The organism is Actinoplanes sp. GCM10030250, assembly GCF_042666575.1.
Taxonomy (GTDB): domain Bacteria; phylum Actinomycetota; class Actinomycetes; order Mycobacteriales; family Micromonosporaceae; genus Actinoplanes.
In genome coordinates, this window is record NZ_JBHTDO010000019.1 from 23,697 (window position 1) to 39,967 (window position 16,271).

Below are 16,271 nucleotides of genomic sequence, written 5' to 3' on the forward strand. Positions count from 1 at the left end.
CCCGCACTGTGACCGCATCTACCCAGGTGAGACGGGTCGTCGGAGTCGTTGTCGCGCTCGGCGTTCTTGTTGTCTTCGCCGGATACGCGCTCGTCGACTCGGCCTACCTCATGTCGAACGGCTGCATCGGCGACACCGGCCAGACGGTCTGTCCCTCCAGCGGACCGGACTGGGCCAGGCCCGTACCCGGATGGGCCATCGGCCTGGGTCTGCTCGCCGGCCTCGCCGGTGCCGTGGCCGGCCGCCGGGCCCGCACGCCGTCGCTGATCGCCGGCTTCCTGCTCGTCACCCTCGGCCTGATCGGCAGCCGGCTGATGGCCTAGCCCTCCGCGCGTTCACCTGCTCGACGAATCAGCGGTCGCCTGCCCGGCCAAGTATCAGAGCGCCAGACGGTGTACGCCGGAATCGTCACCCCAGAAGACGTTCCCGGACGAGGTCATCGTCGTTCCCAAGGCGTTGTCACTGACCGGGACCGTGATGTCGCTGAGATGCAATTTCAAGCGCATCTCACAGCCGGACGAAGTGCTCTGCATCCACGCCAGTGCGCCGCCGGCGGTGTGACCGTTCGTGGTCATCGCCGACGGGATCCCGCTCTGGCTGCCCTGAATCGTGTGCGTCACCGAACCCGTTCGCAGCTTGATGGAGCCGTTGCGCTCGCCCCAGTAGGTGCCGTTGGCGACCGGCAGGATCGCCGTCACGGTGGTGTCCGCGGTCGCGATGGTCCGGACCTGCGGGGTGGTGACGGCACCGGTGATGGGCACGAACCGCACGTCGTTGACCGAGGCGTACACGATTGTCTTGCCCTGCTGGTGTACGCCCGCGGTCGGAGTGTTCGCGTGACATGGGTCCAGTGAGGTGACGGCACCGTTGCTGATCGGGATCTTGTTCACCGACGTCGATTGCTGCCAGTACAGGTTCACGCCGTCGGCGACGAGGTTGTGGTAGCTGTTGACGATGTCGATGTCATTCACCGGTTCTGTGACGACGTGTGCCTCCTGCGCCCCGGTGAGCGGGATGCGCTTGATGGACGAACCGGCATTCTCGTCGAGCGTCCAGAAGTAGCCGAAGAAGGCGCCACCGACCTTCGCGAAGACGATGTCACCGAAAAGATTCCCGGGCGGCTCCCGATACAGCTCTGTCTCATCGCCGGGGCCCGACGTCTGAGCCGTTCGGAAGACATGCGCACCGAGCGCGTCGTGCGAGGTGAAATAGATGTTGCCGGTCGAAAGGATCATGCCGTCCGGCTTGTGGAGCGAGACGGCCGTGATCGCGGAGTTCATCATTCATCACCACCGAGTGGATTTCGACAGCGCACAAGCCTGCGGCAGAGTTGCCGGGACAGAGCGAGACGCCGAATCCCGACCGTAGCCGCTCGATTTCCACGGCGCTGTCAGGTGCGCGACCGGGTCATTCGGCGCCGGGCCGGCACCCTCCTGGCGCGAGTTCCATTGCGCGTGACCACCGCCGAGCCAGGGTGGATGAGCGCACACGTTCAGGTTGTGTGTGACCTGGGTAGGCCCAGGGGCCGTGCAACAGCGCACGGTTGCGTTGTGTGTGCTTCTACCCCCGTTGCTCGCCGTCTTCGAGGATGGCCGGCGCTCGGAACCTCGCCTGCCGCGCGACGGTAGCGCCCGACGCGGCGGACTCTGGGCGCGGCGGCGGGGGGCTGGGCGCTGCGGCGGGGGCTGGGCGCGGCGGCGGGGGCTGGGCGCGGCGGGGGCTGGGCGCGGCGGGGGCTGGGCGGCGGCGGGGCTGGGCGCGGCGGGCCGGGAGCGCTCCCAAAGGCGGATTGACAGCCACCCCAGACATCGATTCGATAAGTCCATCGAAAACTATCGATGGAGCGGCCGACTGATGGCGGGTCGTGCGCGAGGGCTGCGGCCGGCAACCCTCGCGACGAGCGTCGGGTCAGTCGCACTCCCTCCAGGCGAAGTGGTACGTGGTCGAGATGCTGCCGTCGGTGGAGTCCATCGTCAGGAAGCTGGCGTCTCGGGAGCTGCCCCGGGCGACCCGGAGCTCAGTGTTGATGTTGAGGTTCCGCATCTCGCCGCACGGGTGCCAGACCATCGCGGCGATCGGTACGTCGTCGCTGGCCATCCAGTTGTCGTCGAGCGGGGCGGTGATGGGGTGGCTGACGTAGGTGCTCTGGGTCATTCCCTGGAAGTAGTAGTTGGCCCGCTGCGAGGCGGTGGCACCCGACTGGAGCAACCCGTATCCGCGGTAGTCCACCTTGGCGATCGCGAAGGTGAAGCCCTGCGGCACGTGGACCAGCACGTTGAGCTGGCAGTTCTTGCGGCCTTCGGTGGTGGCGATGCCCGGACCGGCCTGCGCCAGGTATTCGCTGTAGATGGTGGTGAAGGCGGTGTTGTCCGGCGAGACCGCGACAGCGGCCGTTCCGGGCCGGCATCCCGAGCCCGCCATCGCGACCAGATCGATGACGATGTGGTCGTTGGGCGGGTCGTCCAGGATGCTGCCGGCGTGGGCGGGCGAACTCACGGTCAACGAACAGGCCAGTAACGCGAGTGCGACAGCTCCACGCGCCAATAATTTACGCATAGGATTCCTTTCCAATTCGAGGCAGGATGCGCGCGCCGGGCCAATGTTATGGAGGACATAGATGAGCGTCAATGGATGAGTTGCTGTCGCGGAGACGACCCAAATCAACAGACCTTTTGTGTACGGGCAAAGCACCGCTGCTGTCAGCGCAAAGCAGCAGAGCGGGCGAAAAACGGGCACACCGGGTACCTGCAACCGGAGCAAGCGGGCATAACGCCGTACGTTAAGTGCAGTTAAGTTCTGTCTTTTAAGATCTTTTAACATAGATGTACGTCAATACTTGTTTGATCTCATCGGTATCGTTAATATTCCCCCCGAAACGCGGCCACGGCACATGGTCGTGCCCGAAGGCCCGTGATGATCCGCGCGCCTGTCTGCTAATCGACATCGAGCAGGAACCCGAGGGAAATGCACATGACGGAACGCTTAATCGGCGCGAGGCGGGCGGCGCTCGGCGCACTCGGCGCGATCCTCGCCCTGTCACTGTCCACGCCGGCCCAAGCCGCCGGCGAAGGAACCGACGCGGCCCAGCTCGCCGCCGTCCCGGACGGGAACATCACCGTCGAGGTCGTGGCCGCCAACGGCTCGGGGTGCGCACCCGGCACGGCCACCGTGGTCGCCAACGCCGACAAGACCGGTTTCCGGATCCGCTACCGGGACTTCGTCGCCCAGGCGGGCGGCGGCGTCGACGCGACCGACCGCCGCAAGAACTGCCAGGCGGGCGTGGTCGTGACCGCACCGGCCGGATGGACGTTCGCGATCGCCGAGGCCAACTACCGGGGCCGGGCGCGGCTGTCCTCCGGCGCCACCGGCCTCCAGCGGACCAGCTACTACTGGCAGGGGTCGGCCACCACCAGCCGCACCGAGGAGACGTTCGGCGGCCCCTACTACGGCTACTGGAACACCGACGACGTCGCTCCGGTGCTGATCTACGTGCCGTGCGAGGAGCAGCGGGTGCTGAACATCAACACCGAACTGCGCGTCGACGCCGGCACGTCGACCTCCACGAGCAGCATGTCGATGACCTCCAGCGACGGCGACGTGGACACGCTGTTCAACTTCAGCTGGGTGCGGTGCTGAGCGGCGATCCACGCGATGACGGCCACGGAGGAATCCGTGGCCGTCGTGCTGTGCTCAATGGCTGATACCACGCCAGGCCTCCGGTCTTCTGGAGCCTGCCGGCCTGCCGCGCTGTCGTGAGCCGCTCGTGGGTGGGACGTCCGGGCCGACTGTCGGAATGACGACGGCGCCCGTGCCGCGCACTGCGACATACTGCCGGGCCGGTGACAGGTCCATTTCAGACAGGCGGCGACGGTGAACGAGGATCCGGCACTCGGCTGGTACGACTCCCAGGGGATCGTGTTCGTCCCGGTGTCCGTGGCGCGGGATCCGGACAGGCTCGCCGAGGTCCTGCGGCACGAGAGCACCCACCACCGGCTGGCCCGCGGCACCTCCTACGGTCTGCTGCAGCAGGCGGTGGCGGCGTTGCGGCCGGTGGCCTGGGAAGCCCCGTCGGAGGCCTGGTCGGCGCCGGCCGACCTGCTCGACCGGCACAGCCGCGGCCTGCAGGAGGCTGCCGCCACGTACTGCTCGCTTGTCGTGCTCGACCCGACCGCCCGGGCAGCGGCGGTCAAACGGCTTCCGGAGCTGTACCTTTCCGGTCATCAACGGTTCGCCGCACTTCTCGACGGCCGCGGTTTCGACGCCGAACGGCGCAGCCGGATCGCTCTGGCCATTGCGGCCCGCTGTCTGGACACCACAGTTGTCGGCGATTGGCAGCGGCTGGGGCTGGCCGATCCGCGCACCCTCGCCGGCTATCTGGAGCAGGCCGGCAACTCCCCGGACCGGCGTTCGGCGCGGCCATGGACGACCTGGCGGAGCTGACCGACGCCGAGGTTGCGGCGTGGGCCGTCGCGCCCTCGCTCCCGGAGAGCGTCCGCTCCGGAGTCCTGGAGATCGTCGGCGACCTCGCGTCGCGGCACGGCCGCGACCCCGGCCTCTTCGGGTTGCTCACGCACGCCTGGCACACGCTCGGCGAGCAGCTGCAGGTCAGCCTGTGGCCGGGGCCGGAAGGATCCTTCGGGTACGCCCCGGAGGACCTCGATCCGGAATGGGTCGCCGAGGTGGACTTCGTGATCGCCGAGGTGAACCCGATCGGCGAGGGTCTGCGGTTCGTGGCGGATCCGTACCACCAGCCGGCCGACCTGCCGCCCGGCCACGTACGTCTCGCCATGCACTGCCCCGACCAGAGCGCCGCGCACGTCGTCACCGTGCCGCTGGAGCGCATCCCCGACCTGTGGGCCCGGCACCCGTCCCTGGCCGAGGCCACGTACTCGCTGAGCCCGCTCGCGTTCCTGCATCCCGAGACGCTGAAGTGGTTCCCGACCGGGAAGATCGTCGTCTTCGCGCTGGGCGGCGGCACCAGCTTCGCCGAGGGGGTGCTCGCCATCCAGCGGGACGATGACGGGGATTGGCTCTATCACGCGCTTCTGGTGGAGCGCACCTGGGGGATCATCGCCGCCAGGCCCGTCGACCGAGAGGGCCCCATCGTGCTGTACCCGGTACTGCTGTCGCTCTGGGACGAGCAGCTGCCGGCCATGGCACGCACGCTGCGCCTGACCTACGAGCCGTCGGCGGTCCGCTTCTTCGGCGGCTTCCCCCGGTACGCCGACGTCGCACGATTCCAGCGTGTGTTCGCGTGCCTGACCCACACCACATCCGACTGGAACCGTCTGCTGGCGGCCGTCTGGCTAATCATGACAGTCGATTCACCGATGATGACGGCCGCCCAGGCGGCGGAGATGGAGTTGCCCGGTGCCCGCCGTGCTGACTGACCTGCCCGGCCTGCTCGCCCAGTGGGAGGAGCACCGCCGCCGGTACCGGCCGGCGACGTACTGCCTGGTTCTCTGCGGGTCCGGCGACCTCGACGGCCGGGTCTTCGACCACGTCAGGAGCAACCGCAGGATGCTCAGCGACATGGCCGGGCTCTACTGCTCGGCGACGCTGCTCGCCGAGCCGGACCACAGCGCCCCGCCGGACGTCACCGAGGTCGCCGGCCGGCAGCACTACCTGCACGAGACGGACGCCTGGCAGGCGGGTGCCACCGGCGTGTACGACCTGGCGCACCGCCTGGACCTGCCCCTGCAGCACCTCCCGCTGTTCCTGATCTGCTTCGATCCTTGGCACAGCGCGGAATCCGTGATCCTCCCGATCAGCGCCATGTTGACCGCTGCGGGCAAGGACGAGGCGGATGTCGGCGGCGTCGTCACCACGGCGTTCGCGGTGCTCGGCACAGTGTCCCGCCGGGCGAGCCGGCGGACCGATCCGCGAGGGCGGCAGCACCTGGTCCGCGAGGAGATGGCGGCGTTGCTGCCCCAGGACAAGCGCGGGTTCGCCGAGCGGCTCGGCATCCGGGAGATGATCGCCCCGGCCGTCGAGGGCGTCATCAAGGGCTTCATGAACTGACTCGTACCAGTACTTATGAACCGTTGTCGCCGGCGCGCAGGGAGTGGATCATCTGCTGCAGGCTCCGGAACGCCTCCGCCTGTTCGCTCCCGGTCATGCCGGCCAGCATTCTGACCTCGACGGACCGGACCGCTGCGGACGCCTCCTCCAGGCTTCGCCGGCCGAGAGCCGTGAGCCGGGTGGGAAGGATCTTCCCGACCGGTGCCTCCGCGGGCCTGGTCACGTAGCCCTCTCGTTCCAGGGCCTGGAGCAGCACGTTCATCGACTGCCGGGTCACGAACGCGCCCCGCGCGAGCTCGGAGTTCGACAGGCCCGGCCGTTGGGCCAGCAGTTCGAGGCAGGCGTAGCGCGTCACGTTCATCCCGAGCGGCCGTAGCACCTCCTCCATGGCGGTGCGGAGGGCGCTCGACGCCTCTTTGAGCAGGTAGCCCAGTGACTTCTCCAGGTCGACGCCATCTTGACTCATGTCAGCATTCTGACATACGTTGGTCTGTGTCAGAAACCTGACACGACGACAAGGAGCATCATCATGCCCGCCACCGGCACCGACTTCATCTCGCTGCAAGTGCGTGACCTCGACGCTTCGCAGGCGTTCTACGAGCGGTACCTCGGCCTCCTCCGCTCGCCGGCCGGCCCTCCGCACGCCGTCGTCTTCGCGACGACGCCGATCGCCTTCGCGCTCCGCGACGTCGTTCCCGGCACCGACCTCGCGTCCGTTGCCCAGCCCGGCATCGGTGCCGCGATCTGGTTCCACGCCACAGACGTCCAGGTCATTCACGATGCTCTCGTCGCCGGCGGTCACACCATCGTCTCCGCACCGATCGACGGACCCTTCGGCCGGACGTTCACCTTCGCCGACCCCGACGGCTACCGGATCACACTCCACGACCGCGCCTGACGGGCCCGTCTCGCTCTGCCGGCGGCGGCTTGCCCCTGAGTTCCCGGCCCGGGGGATACCCCCTATCCCCCGTGTCGAGCACGGGTGGAATACCGGAGGCGATCAGTGGCGCGGGCGGTTCACTCTGAATGCGTTGACCCCCAAGAGTTCGGAGTTGATCCAGATGCGAAGCCAACTTCTCGCAGCCCGCGCCGCGGCCCTGTTCGCCAGCGATCTGCCCACCGCTTCCCGGCCCAGTGCTCTCGTTGTGGACAGTGCCATCGCCGGAGCCGTCCGCAGGTGTGGCGGCACGCGCGGTTGCGTGGCGCAGATGGCCGCGGCCTACGGCGACTATCCGGAGACCGCCTGCCGGCGCATGCGCTGGGCACGCGGTGTTGTGGAAACCGTCTACCAGGCACGGCACATGGAGCCCGACCGGGAACTGGTCGCCGCCTGACCGCCGGCATGCGGACACGATATGACCGGCGCTGGTCAGCTGATCTTCTCGGCCAGCGCGACGAGGATGCCCGCGGGGCCGCGGAGGTAGCAGAGCCGGTAACTGTTCTCGTACTGCACCGGCTCGCCGAGGAGTTCGGCCCCGTGCGGCCGCAGCCGGTCGAGGATGTCGTCGATGCCCTCGACGGCGAACATGATGCGGTGCATGCCGAGCGTGTTGGCCGGAGCGTGCCGGTCGCCGTCCTTGCTCGCCGGTGAGTGGTATTTGGTCAGCTCCACCCGTCCGTGGCCGTCCGGGGTGCGCATCATCGCGATGTCCGATCGGACTCCCTCGAGCCCGACGAGGCGATCCACCGCGCTGCCCTCGACTGTCGCTTCGCCTTCCAGTTCCAGCCCGAGTGCGGCGAAGAACGCCTTGGCGGCGGCGAGGTCGTCGACGACGATGGCGATGTTGTCCATCCGCTGGATCGTGCCGCTGCCGTCCATGATGATCTCCTCTTCGAGGGCATAGCGGTTGTCCCGCTCGGCGTCCCGCGCACCAACTCATTCGTCCAATGACAATAGTTGGGCAAACACATGCGTATCGCACCTGGCCCGCCGCGGGCATGGGCGTGACCACCATGCCGGGCCTGGCACTGCGCACCCACCATGCGCCCGGCATCGAGGCGAGCGTCCTTCGCGACTTCCGCCGGCACGTCTACCTGGCCGCCTACGGCGACCCGCCGGATCCGCCCGCGACCACGGCCTTCGTCAGCGCCCTGCACCACGCGGTCCAGCAGAGGCGGCCGGGGGAGCCGGCCGGGCCCGCAGCAGATCCTTGCCGGGGTAAGGACGGGCACGGTAGTAGCGGGTAGCGAGACTTGGTGACGACTTAACGCGCGGTCTTCAGTAGACGTCAAGTCGCGAACCGCAGGCTCTCCTCCGGCCGTCCACGTGTGGACGGCCGACGATTTCGAGGGGGAGAGACAGTTGGTGCGGAAAATCCTGCGCCGGATCAGGAGGGCCGGCTCGGCCACCTGGTCCACACGCGCCGCACGGCGTGCGCCGCTGGGGGGAATGCGGCGGCTGATCGCGGTCGTGACGGCCGGTGTTCTGCTGGTCGCGCCGATGCCGGCGTTGGCCTCGGCGTCCGGCCCGGTCGACTGGGACGTCAACAAATTCCACAGCGGGCTGTTCGCCGCCTACATGCGCGCGCACAACCCGGGTGTCCAGGGCTTGAAGAACCTTGTGCTGACCGCCGTGATCATGGATTACCGGCAGACGCACCCGAATGCGACCCAGGACGAGCTGCGCACGAACCTGGCGCTGGCCCGGGCCAAGGTGGACGCGGCCGGGAACGCCGACAACTTCAGCCGGACCGCCTACGGCTACACGGTCAAGTTCCTCGACGCCATCTCCGGGATCCCGTGGGTGTCCATCGCCACGCCGATGGTGAAGGGACTCCTCGACGTGACGGTCGGTGGCAAAACCGCCGCCCGCGCCGCGCTGGACGACTCGCTGACCGCGAGTGTCCGCAACTACCGGTTCATGCAGGAGACCTACACCCTGCAGGAGGAGGTCTGGGGCGGGTTCATGCGCATGGCCGCCACCGACGACGACCTCGCGGCGACCTGGGACGGCGACATCGGGGCGCAGGTCAATGTGCGGGCCCAGGCGACCGTCGAGCAGCTGCTCGCCGACCCGCTGCTCGGCACGTTCATCAACACCGAGGCGATTCTCGAGCACCTGGGCAACTCGCAGGCCTATATGGCGGCGCTCAAGGCCGAGCTCAGCGGGGCGCTGGACAAACTGTCCGAGCAGAACGCCGAGACACAGCGGATGCTGACCGCGGCGAACCTGAAGTATCCGGTGGGCCCGGGGCCGAAGCCGACGCCGGAGGACTACACCAGGGAGCTCGGTGCGGCGGCCGACCGGCAGGTGGCCATCGACGCCGCCAACTCCGCCTTCTACATCCTTTCGACGCTGGCCGGGTTCGTCGACAAGCGGGCGGGCGAGGATTTCCAGGCTCTCGGCAAGGCCGCCGTGGGCATCGCCACCGCGATCAACCAGTACCTGCCGACGGTCGCCGGACTCGGCCTCGCCGAAGCGCTCGGGTCGCTGAGCACGGTGGTCCTGACCGGCAACATCCTCGGCGCGGTCATGACGCTGGCGCCGCTGTTCCTCGGTTCCGGGCCGTCGGAGACCGAGCTGATCCGGCAGGAGATCACCAAGCTCCGCGAGGACGTGCAGAACCTGCGCACCGAGATGCACGACCGGTTCGACCGCGTCGAGTCGATGCTCGACGCCATCTACGACGACGTCATGTCGGTGCTCGACAAGATGTGCGGCGACCTCGTCATCATCAAGGGCGAGATCGAGGCGATCAAGCAGCAGCTCGCGCGCATCGAGACCAAGGTGGACGCACTCAGCCTCTCGATGCAGCAGGCGCTGCGCGCCGACGGGCTGCGGGACACCGCTGTCGTGCTCAACACCTACGTCGGCTACACCGCCCGTACCGGCCGGACGCTCTCGGTCGAGCAGTTCGACCACGCCGAGGGCACGCTGTTCACCACCGGCGAGACCACCGCGAGCGACGCGCCGTTCGTCTACACCAGGCCGGAGTGGAGCCAGGGCGGGCTACGCCCGGCGCAGGTGCTGGACCAGAAGGGCGTCTACGGCTCGATGGACTACCTCGCCTATCTGGCCCGCACCTGGGATCCGGCCTTCCCGTCGACCTACGAGCTGAGCCATCCCGGCGTGTGGACGATGGCGGCCCGCGGCTTCAACGCCCTCGCCGTCGAGAACCCCGCACTGGCCCGCAGCCCCGCCGGCAGCGAACGGTTCTCCACCAAGCTGATCAAGTCCGGCGAGGCGATCAACGCGGCGGCCAACCGGTTCAGCAGACCGACCTCCGACGGCCACCGCAACGCGCTGTTCACCGGGCTGACCGAGAGCTACAAGCAGGCGGTCAACGCCCAGTCGGCGGAGCTTCGCCGGCTGCGCGACGCGGTGACCGGCGGCGGATACAACCCGTGGTACGAGGCGAACCAGTTGCCGCCGACCCGGATCGCCGAGAAGGCACAGATGGGGAACTGCTCCGGGTTCGGGCTCACCGTCGCCGTGCCGGCCAACGCCCGGTTCGCGGGCGTGGCCAACACCTACCACCTGGCGGACCACGGCCTCAAGGGTGGCTTCAAGCCCGAGTACCGGATCTGCTACGACGCCGCGTTCGTCGACCACGTCACGAGGACCGGCCCGCGGCAGGAGACGACCACGGCGAACCTGCTGCTGACCGTGCACCTGCAGACCCGCTTCCCGAACGACCAGTGGCGCGACGTGCGGGTCTTCACCAACAAGAAGTCGGCCGGGATCATCTGCTCGTGGACGACCCGGGATCCGATCCCACAGGGTTACTGCCACGACGAGGCGTACGTGATGCGCTACGACTACCCCACCGCGCACAAGCCGGCGTTCGAGGCGGGTGCCTCCTTCACCGACGACAACACGACGCTGGCGGTCAACCGCGCCAAGGTCGACCGGATGCTGTGGGGCAAGCAGAAGGAGTACTACCAGCGGGTCAAGGCGGCGTTCGCGGACGTCACGTCCCCGCTGGCCGCCCGCTCGGCCGACATCGTCGAGGCGTTCAAGCTGCTCCAGGCGTACACCGAACTGGGTTTTCCGGTCGCGCAAGAACAGGACGGCCAGCTGAGCGGTTACCTCAACGGCGTCAACATGCTGCCCAGCGACTACCGGATCGCCGGTGCGCCGGTCGGCGCCGACCTGCCCGACACCAACATCAGCCGCGCGTACACGGTGGCGGTCACGAACTTCGCCCCGTGCACCCAGGCGGCGGCCGGAGATCCGTGCCCGGACGGGGTCACCATGATGGACCCGCGGAAGAACCAGGCGCCGATCTTCTCACCCATCTGTTCCGGGGCGGACAGCCCGAACTCGCCCAACGAGTTCCTCGGCAACTGCATCCACGCGGTCGCGATCGAGCGGGCCGGTGAGCTCGGCGGCCTCTACGAGAAGTACTCGCAGCGACTCGCCGCCGGCGCCTACACCGAGCGCATCGAAGCCGTCTCCGACATGGTGGCCGCGCTGAAACTGACCGACAAGATCGTGAACGAAGGATCTCCCGCATGAGACGGACCGTTCTGGCCGTCGCGCTGGGCGCGCTCGCCGCGTCGACGCTGTTCGCCGCGCCGGCGTCGGCCAAACCCACCTGCGACGACCCCATCCCGCCGCCGGGCTGCGAGGAGCCCGGCGAGCCGGGCGACCCACCGCCGCCGCCCGGCGCGGACCAGCAGCCACAGGGCTGGCTGGACGCCTACCACTACGAGTCGGGCCGGCTGCGGGTCACCGGGTGGGCCGCCGATCCCGACGGTGGACCGGTGTCGATCATGGTGAGCGTCGACGGCGCCCCGGCCGGGCCGTTCGCGGCCGCGAGCCGCTACGCCGCCCGCAACGCCGACGTCGGGTTCGACATCACGGTGCCGGCGCCGTCCAACGCCGGCAGCCACCGGGTGTGCGTCACCGCGCTCAACGTGCCCGGCGGCACCGGATACGCGCCGAGCAGCACCCTGTCGTGCCCGTCCTACCAGGTCGATCCGGCGGTGCCGGGCAACCTCACGGTGACGGCCGGGACGTCCGGCTTCGACAACGCCTACGTCGACGTGGCCTGGTCCGACAACTCGTCCGGCGAGAGTCACTACGCGCTCAACCTGAGCTGGATGGCGCTGGTGATGGGCCGGGACGGCAAGTGGGTGCGGGTCACGGAGGCCCGCGCGGTCCAGGCCGCCGGGCTACCGGGCACGGGCTGGACCGGCACCCGGGTGACCGGGCTGCCGTCCAACACGTACATCATGGTCACGCTGGCGACCGTCGAGGCCGGCCGCTATTCGGCGACGGTGACCGGTGGGGTTCGCACGCCGTAGGGATCAGATCCAGGGGACGGTGCGGTGGGGTTCGCACGCCGTAGGGATCAGATCCAGGGGACGGCACCGACGCGGCGAGCCAGTGACCGGGCAGCCGCGCGGTGCCGTCCCGCCGTGCCGGGCTCACCGAGCACCTCGGCGAGGTCGGCCAGCGTGTCGTCGACCGGGCCGAGCGAGACCGAGCCGTTCTCCAGCCCGGCGAAGCGGCCCTGCCAGGGCAGCAGCGCCGCGTAGCAGTCGCGAGCCACGGCGGCGTCCTGCAGCCGGGCGGCGTTCTGGCCCCGGATCGCCGTCCACAGCAGCCAGAAATAGTCGAGCCGGATCGGCACCCACGGCCGCCACACCGCCCGGGCAGCTTCGGTGTCACCGATGTCGAACAGCGCCCGGGCCAGCAGATCGTGGATGTCGTCCGGAAGCCGGTCGTGGAGCGGGCGCAGCTCGGCGACGGTGTCGTCGGTGAGCCGCCCGGCGGCCAGCCGGACCGCCATCCGGCCCAGCACCCCCATGGCGGCGCCGTTGGGACCGCCCACCGCCTCCATCCGCGTCGCCAGCACGCCGTAGCGCCGCTCGGCCAGCGCGAGATCACCGTCCAGGAGCGCGCTCAGCCCCTCGAACCATCCCATCACCGCGAGCGTCAGCCCGAGCTGGCCGGTGGTCGCCCGTTCGACGGCCCGCGCCACGTGCCGGCGGGCGGCGTCGAGGTCGGTCCGGCCCAGCGCCTCCTGGTAGAGAACGTGATGAGCCTGCGCGATGAACGGGGTCAGGCCGGCCGCCGTGCTCACCTCGAGCAACTCGTGGCCGATGGCGGCGAGCTCGGCCCGCCGGTGTGGCGCGACGACCACGAAGTATCGGGCGTTGAGTGCCTGGCAGAGCACCTGCGGGTCGTCGAGCGTGCGGGCGAGGGCCAGCGCTTCGGTGCTGGCGGCGTCGGCGTACGGGTGATCGGCGCCCTCGATCTCGAAGACCAGCGTGCTGAGCAGCCTCGCCCGCATCGCCGGCTGGTCCGGTCCCAGCTCGGCGATGGTGGCCTCCAGCGCGGCCACCAGTCCCGCGTCCATCTCCCGGTCCGGTCGCACCGTCCAGGTCACCGCCGCGTCGTAACAGGTCAGCGCCGCACACCGGGCCTCGATGCCACCGATCCGTTCCGCCAGGGCGACCGCGGCGGCCCGGTGTTCCCGCGCTGCCATCACCATGCCGGCCCGCGCCGTGGCGCTGGTCAGGCCGCAGCGCACGGTGAGGCGCCGCCCGTCCGCGGCGTCCGGGCAGAGGTCCAGCGCCCGCAGCGCACCGGCCCACAGCGCGGCCGCCTCGCGGGGCGCGTCCATCTCCGTGGCCCGCCGGGCCGCCGCGGCCGCGTACGCCGCGACCTGATCGGCGTTCTCCGCCGTGAGCGCGGCGAGCGCGTGCCGGCCCAGCCCCGCGATGTCGTCGGGCCGGCGCTTCTCGACAGCGGCGAGGGCGCGCGCGTGCAGCCGCCCGCGCCGCAGCATCGGCGTGTCGTCATAGAGGGCCTCGCGGACGAGGGCGTGCGCGAACCGGACCCGGCCCGGCGCCGGCTCGACGAGAAGACCGGCCAGCACGCCCGCCTCGAGGCCGTCGAACACCCGCTCCTCACCCGAGCCGTCCAGCTCGATCAGCACGTCCACGTCGACGTCCCGGCCGATCACCGCGGCATGGCGCAGGACCGTCCGCGCCCCGTCCGGCAGCCGGGCGAGCCGCCGCCGGAGGACATGCCGGATCCCGGCCGGAATTCCCGCCGCGGCAGCCGCCACGCCCTCGGCCGCGAGCATCCGCCCGACCTCCGCGACGAACAGCGGGTTGCCCGAGGTGCGCAGCCACACCTCGCGCACCAGGTCAGGCGCGGCGGCGTCGACGTGCCGGTGCAGCAGCGCGCCGACCGCGTCCTCGTCGAGACCAGCAAGATCAAACTCATGCGAGGGTACGGCCGCCAGCGCCGCCCGGGTCGCGGAGAGATCGTCGCCGGCCTCGCTCGCCCGGTAGGTGGCCACCACCAGCACCGGCCGGCCCTCCAGCGCGCGGGTGAGGTGCCGGGCCAGCTGCAGCGTCTCGCCGTCGGCGCGGTGCACATCGTCGAGGACCAGCAGCAGCGGCATGTCGCCGAGCGTCGCCAGATAGTCGCCCGCCGCCCGGTGCAGCCAGAACAGGCCGTCCGACGGCGCTCCCGGTTCCAGCAGCGGCGCCAGGGCGCGGGCCTGCTCGGCCGACGGCGGTCGCTCAGCGCGCAGGTCGCGGAAGATCTCGCTCCAGGCCCAGGCCGGGGGAGCGCCGTCGACCTCCGGGCACCGGCCGGCCGCGACCAGCCAGCCCGCGGCGCCCAGTTCACCGGCGAGCATGCGGGCCAGGGTGCTCTTACCCGAACCGGCCTCGCCGGTGATCCAGCAGACGTGCGGACCGTCGACGCCCGTCCGTGCCGCGATCTCCGCCAGCCGGGCGATCTCGGCGGTGCGCCCGACCGGCCGGGCGGCGGCCGGCAGCCGGGTGATTGCGGCGGTGCGCCCGGCGGGCTGAGCGGCCGCCGGGTGAGTGGAGGGGCCGGTAGCGCCTGCGCCGGCGGTGACGCCGGCCGGACCTGGGCCGGGGAACGCCAGGTCGTGGCGGAGAAGGTCGGATTCGAGCGCGCGCGTGTCCGGGCTCGGATCGACGCCGAGCTGCTCGGCGAGGTCGTGACGGAGCCGGCGCAGCACGGCCAGCGCGTCCGCCGGCCGGCCGGTGCGATAGAGGGCGAGTGCCAGCAGCCGCACCGCCGACTCGCGCAGCGGATCGTCGCGGACGATCAGCTCCAGATCCGGCAGGACCCGCTCGGCCTGTCCGAGCCGCAGCGCGGCACCGGCCCGATGTTCGAGGGCGTCGACCCGCAGCCGCTCCAGCCGGTGAGCCTCGGCCGCGGCCCAGGGCTCGTCGGTGAACTCCGCGTAGGCGGGCCCGGTCCACTCCGCCAGCGCCTCACCGAGCCGCCGGTGCGCGCCGCCCGGATCGGCCGCCGTGATCTCGATCGCCGCGCGCACCAGTCGTTCGGCCCGCCAGGCGTCGACGGCCTCGACCGGCAGCCGCAGCGCGTATCCGGGCGGAGCGCTCACCAGTACCGTGGCCGGGGTGCGGGGACGGCGCCCGGGTTCGAGGACCCGCCGCAGGTGCGAGACGTAGACCTGAAGGGCGGCCTGTGCCTTCGCCGGCGGATCGGTGTGCCAGAGGTCGTCGACGAGCCGGTCCACGGCGACGACCGCTCCACCGGCCTGCACGAGCCGCGCGAGCACCGCGCGCCGGCGGGGTGTGCCCAGGTCGGCGGCGGCGCCGTCCACGTCGGCCCGCAACGAGCCGAGCACCTTGATCGTCACCACCCCAGCACCATATGCGGTGCCCGGCAGGCGCTCGGAGGGACACTGTGGACACACGGCGGCCGATTGCCGGTGTGCCGCGGTGAGCCTGGGCTAAATCGGACATGTGACGGGCTCGCCGCCCGCGGCAGGCTAGTTTGTCCGGATGAGTCTTCTTGAGGATGTGGCGGAGCGGGACGGCTGGCGCTGCTGGGTGTGTGACGAGCCGGTGGATGCCGGCATGTCGGTGAACGACCCGCGCGGTCCCAGCGTCGACAGCCGTACCGCCGACCGGAAGGCCAAGGTCGCCGAGCGGCTCGCGCACCGTGCCTGCAACACCCGCAAGGGTGCGGTCAAGGTGGTCATCGCCTGGCCGGATCGTCTGCGTGTGGTGGAGCCCGCCCCGCTGATCACCGTTGCCGAGCGGCTCGAGCGCAAGGGTGGCCGGGAGCTGGTGGCCCGCTGTCCGAACTCCAGGGACGCCCAGGAGGCGGCGGACTGGCTGGTCGACCGGTTCTCCCGGCTGGTCCCGGGCCTGCCGGTGGCCGCGAGCGTCGACGCGGGCGGGGGTCAGTTCCTCGTCACCCTCTCCACCGGCCGTCGCTGACTTTTGTCGTTGTCGATGAAAGTATGGACAGCTCCATCGAAAGTCATTAACGTCTGGGG

The 16,271-nt window shown here is 70.2% G+C and carries 16 protein-coding genes; 11 read left to right on the forward strand and 5 right to left on the reverse strand.

All coding sequences use genetic code 11. From position 1 onward, the window contains the following. The first annotated feature begins 26 nt into the window (after positions 1-26). Complete coding sequence (locus ACFQV6_RS23515) at positions 27-323, forward strand: hypothetical protein (RefSeq protein ID WP_378029717.1); 297 nt, start codon at positions 27-29, stop codon at positions 321-323. Between the two features lie 54 nt (positions 324-377). Here ACFQV6_RS23515 and ACFQV6_RS23520 read toward each other — a convergent pair whose 3' ends face one another. Continuing rightward, entirely contained in the window at positions 378-1,280 is a 903-nt protein-coding gene (locus ACFQV6_RS23520) for a hypothetical protein (protein WP_378029718.1), read from the reverse strand. Between the two features lie 628 nt (positions 1,281-1,908). Further along, complete coding sequence (locus tag ACFQV6_RS23525; RefSeq protein WP_378029719.1) at positions 1,909-2,556, reverse strand: DUF4360 domain-containing protein; 648 nt, start codon at positions 2,554-2,556, stop codon at positions 1,909-1,911. A gap of 414 nt (positions 2,557-2,970) precedes the next feature. On the opposite strand from ACFQV6_RS23525, the gene ACFQV6_RS23530 reads away from it, so the two are divergent. The 4 genes from ACFQV6_RS23530 to ACFQV6_RS23545 all read left to right on the forward strand — a co-directional run bounded on the left by ACFQV6_RS23530 (position 2,971) and on the right by ACFQV6_RS23545 (position 6,021). After that, the gene (locus ACFQV6_RS23530; RefSeq protein WP_378029720.1) at positions 2,971-3,636 is read left to right on the forward strand and encodes a DUF4360 domain-containing protein; all 666 of its coding nucleotides are present in this window, start codon (positions 2,971-2,973) and stop codon (positions 3,634-3,636) included. A gap of 234 nt (positions 3,637-3,870) precedes the next feature. Continuing rightward, on the forward strand, positions 3,871-4,440 hold the full coding sequence (locus ACFQV6_RS23535; RefSeq protein WP_378029721.1) for a hypothetical protein: 570 nt from the start codon (positions 3,871-3,873) through the stop codon (positions 4,438-4,440). After that, complete coding sequence (locus tag ACFQV6_RS23540) at positions 4,419-5,390, forward strand: hypothetical protein (RefSeq protein WP_378029722.1); 972 nt, start codon at positions 4,419-4,421, stop codon at positions 5,388-5,390. Before ACFQV6_RS23535 ends, ACFQV6_RS23540 begins: the two co-directional genes overlap by 22 nt. Continuing rightward, entirely contained in the window at positions 5,371-6,021 is a 651-nt protein-coding gene (locus ACFQV6_RS23545) for a hypothetical protein (RefSeq protein ID WP_378029723.1), read from the forward strand. Before ACFQV6_RS23540 ends, ACFQV6_RS23545 begins: the two co-directional genes overlap by 20 nt. Positions 6,022-6,034: 13 nt before the next feature. Here ACFQV6_RS23545 and ACFQV6_RS23550 read toward each other — a convergent pair whose 3' ends face one another. Further along, positions 6,035-6,487 (reverse strand): MarR family winged helix-turn-helix transcriptional regulator, encoded by a 453-nt coding sequence (locus tag ACFQV6_RS23550; protein ID WP_378029724.1) that lies wholly within the window; start codon positions 6,485-6,487, stop codon positions 6,035-6,037. Between the two features lie 63 nt (positions 6,488-6,550). On the opposite strand from ACFQV6_RS23550, the gene ACFQV6_RS23555 reads away from it, so the two are divergent. Together ACFQV6_RS23555 and ACFQV6_RS23560 are read left to right on the forward strand one after the other, a co-directional pair. Continuing rightward, on the forward strand, positions 6,551-6,919 hold the full coding sequence (locus ACFQV6_RS23555) for a VOC family protein (RefSeq protein ID WP_378029725.1): 369 nt from the start codon (positions 6,551-6,553) through the stop codon (positions 6,917-6,919). Positions 6,920-7,082: 163 nt separating this feature from the next. After that, positions 7,083-7,355 carry a hypothetical protein gene (locus ACFQV6_RS23560; protein ID WP_378029726.1) on the forward strand — a complete coding sequence of 91 codons (273 nt, stop codon included), beginning with the start codon at positions 7,083-7,085 and terminating at the stop codon, positions 7,353-7,355. A gap of 35 nt (positions 7,356-7,390) precedes the next feature. Here the strand turns inward: ACFQV6_RS23560 and ACFQV6_RS23565 are convergent, their stop codons facing one another. Continuing rightward, positions 7,391-7,840, reverse strand: coding sequence for a VOC family protein (locus ACFQV6_RS23565; protein ID WP_378029727.1), 450 nt, complete (start codon positions 7,838-7,840; stop codon positions 7,391-7,393). A 125-nt stretch (positions 7,841-7,965) separates the two neighbouring features. Here ACFQV6_RS23565 and ACFQV6_RS23570 point away from each other — a divergent pair, with 125 nt between their 5' ends. The 3 genes from ACFQV6_RS23570 (at position 7,966) to ACFQV6_RS23580 (ending at position 12,270) form a co-directional block, all read left to right on the forward strand. Next, the gene (locus ACFQV6_RS23570; protein ID WP_378029728.1) at positions 7,966-8,208 is read left to right on the forward strand and encodes a hypothetical protein; all 243 of its coding nucleotides are present in this window, start codon (positions 7,966-7,968) and stop codon (positions 8,206-8,208) included. Positions 8,209-8,326: 118 nt separating this feature from the next. Next, complete coding sequence (locus ACFQV6_RS23575) at positions 8,327-11,479, forward strand: hypothetical protein (RefSeq protein WP_378029729.1); 3,153 nt, start codon at positions 8,327-8,329, stop codon at positions 11,477-11,479. Then, positions 11,476-12,270, forward strand: coding sequence for a hypothetical protein (locus tag ACFQV6_RS23580; protein ID WP_378029730.1), 795 nt, complete (start codon positions 11,476-11,478; stop codon positions 12,268-12,270). Before ACFQV6_RS23575 ends, ACFQV6_RS23580 begins: the two co-directional genes overlap by 4 nt. A 47-nt stretch (positions 12,271-12,317) precedes the next feature. Here ACFQV6_RS23580 and ACFQV6_RS23585 read toward each other — a convergent pair whose 3' ends face one another. Then, complete coding sequence (locus ACFQV6_RS23585; protein ID WP_378029731.1) at positions 12,318-15,629, reverse strand: BTAD domain-containing putative transcriptional regulator; 3,312 nt, start codon at positions 15,627-15,629, stop codon at positions 12,318-12,320. Between the two features lie 142 nt (positions 15,630-15,771). Between ACFQV6_RS23585 and ACFQV6_RS23590 the strand changes: the two genes are divergently transcribed. After that, entirely contained in the window at positions 15,772-16,212 is a 441-nt protein-coding gene (locus ACFQV6_RS23590) for a hypothetical protein (protein WP_378029732.1), read from the forward strand. Positions 16,213-16,271: the final 59 nt, after the last annotated feature.

Bases quoted from the DNA above. Each gene is read 5' to 3' on its own strand.
- ACFQV6_RS23540 (WP_378029722.1), top strand. From the start codon at position 4,419: ATGGACGACCTGGCGGAGCTGACCGACGCCGAGGTTGCGGCGTGGGCC.
- ACFQV6_RS23525 (WP_378029719.1), bottom strand. From the start codon at position 2,556: ATGCGTAAATTATTGGCGCGTGGAGCTGTCGCACTCGCGTTACTGGCC.
- ACFQV6_RS23555 (WP_378029725.1), top strand. From the start codon at position 6,551: ATGCCCGCCACCGGCACCGACTTCATCTCGCTGCAAGTGCGTGACCTC.
- ACFQV6_RS23530 (WP_378029720.1), top strand. From the start codon at position 2,971: ATGACGGAACGCTTAATCGGCGCGAGGCGGGCGGCGCTCGGCGCACTC.
- ACFQV6_RS23550 (WP_378029724.1), bottom strand. From the start codon at position 6,487: ATGAGTCAAGATGGCGTCGACCTGGAGAAGTCACTGGGCTACCTGCTC.
- ACFQV6_RS23560 (WP_378029726.1), top strand. From the start codon at position 7,083: ATGCGAAGCCAACTTCTCGCAGCCCGCGCCGCGGCCCTGTTCGCCAGC.
- ACFQV6_RS23565 (WP_378029727.1), bottom strand. From the start codon at position 7,840: ATGGACGGCAGCGGCACGATCCAGCGGATGGACAACATCGCCATCGTC.
- ACFQV6_RS23520 (WP_378029718.1), bottom strand. From the start codon at position 1,280: ATGAACTCCGCGATCACGGCCGTCTCGCTCCACAAGCCGGACGGCATG.
- ACFQV6_RS23580 (WP_378029730.1), top strand. From the start codon at position 11,476: ATGAGACGGACCGTTCTGGCCGTCGCGCTGGGCGCGCTCGCCGCGTCG.
- ACFQV6_RS23590 (WP_378029732.1), top strand. From the start codon at position 15,772: ATGAGTCTTCTTGAGGATGTGGCGGAGCGGGACGGCTGGCGCTGCTGG.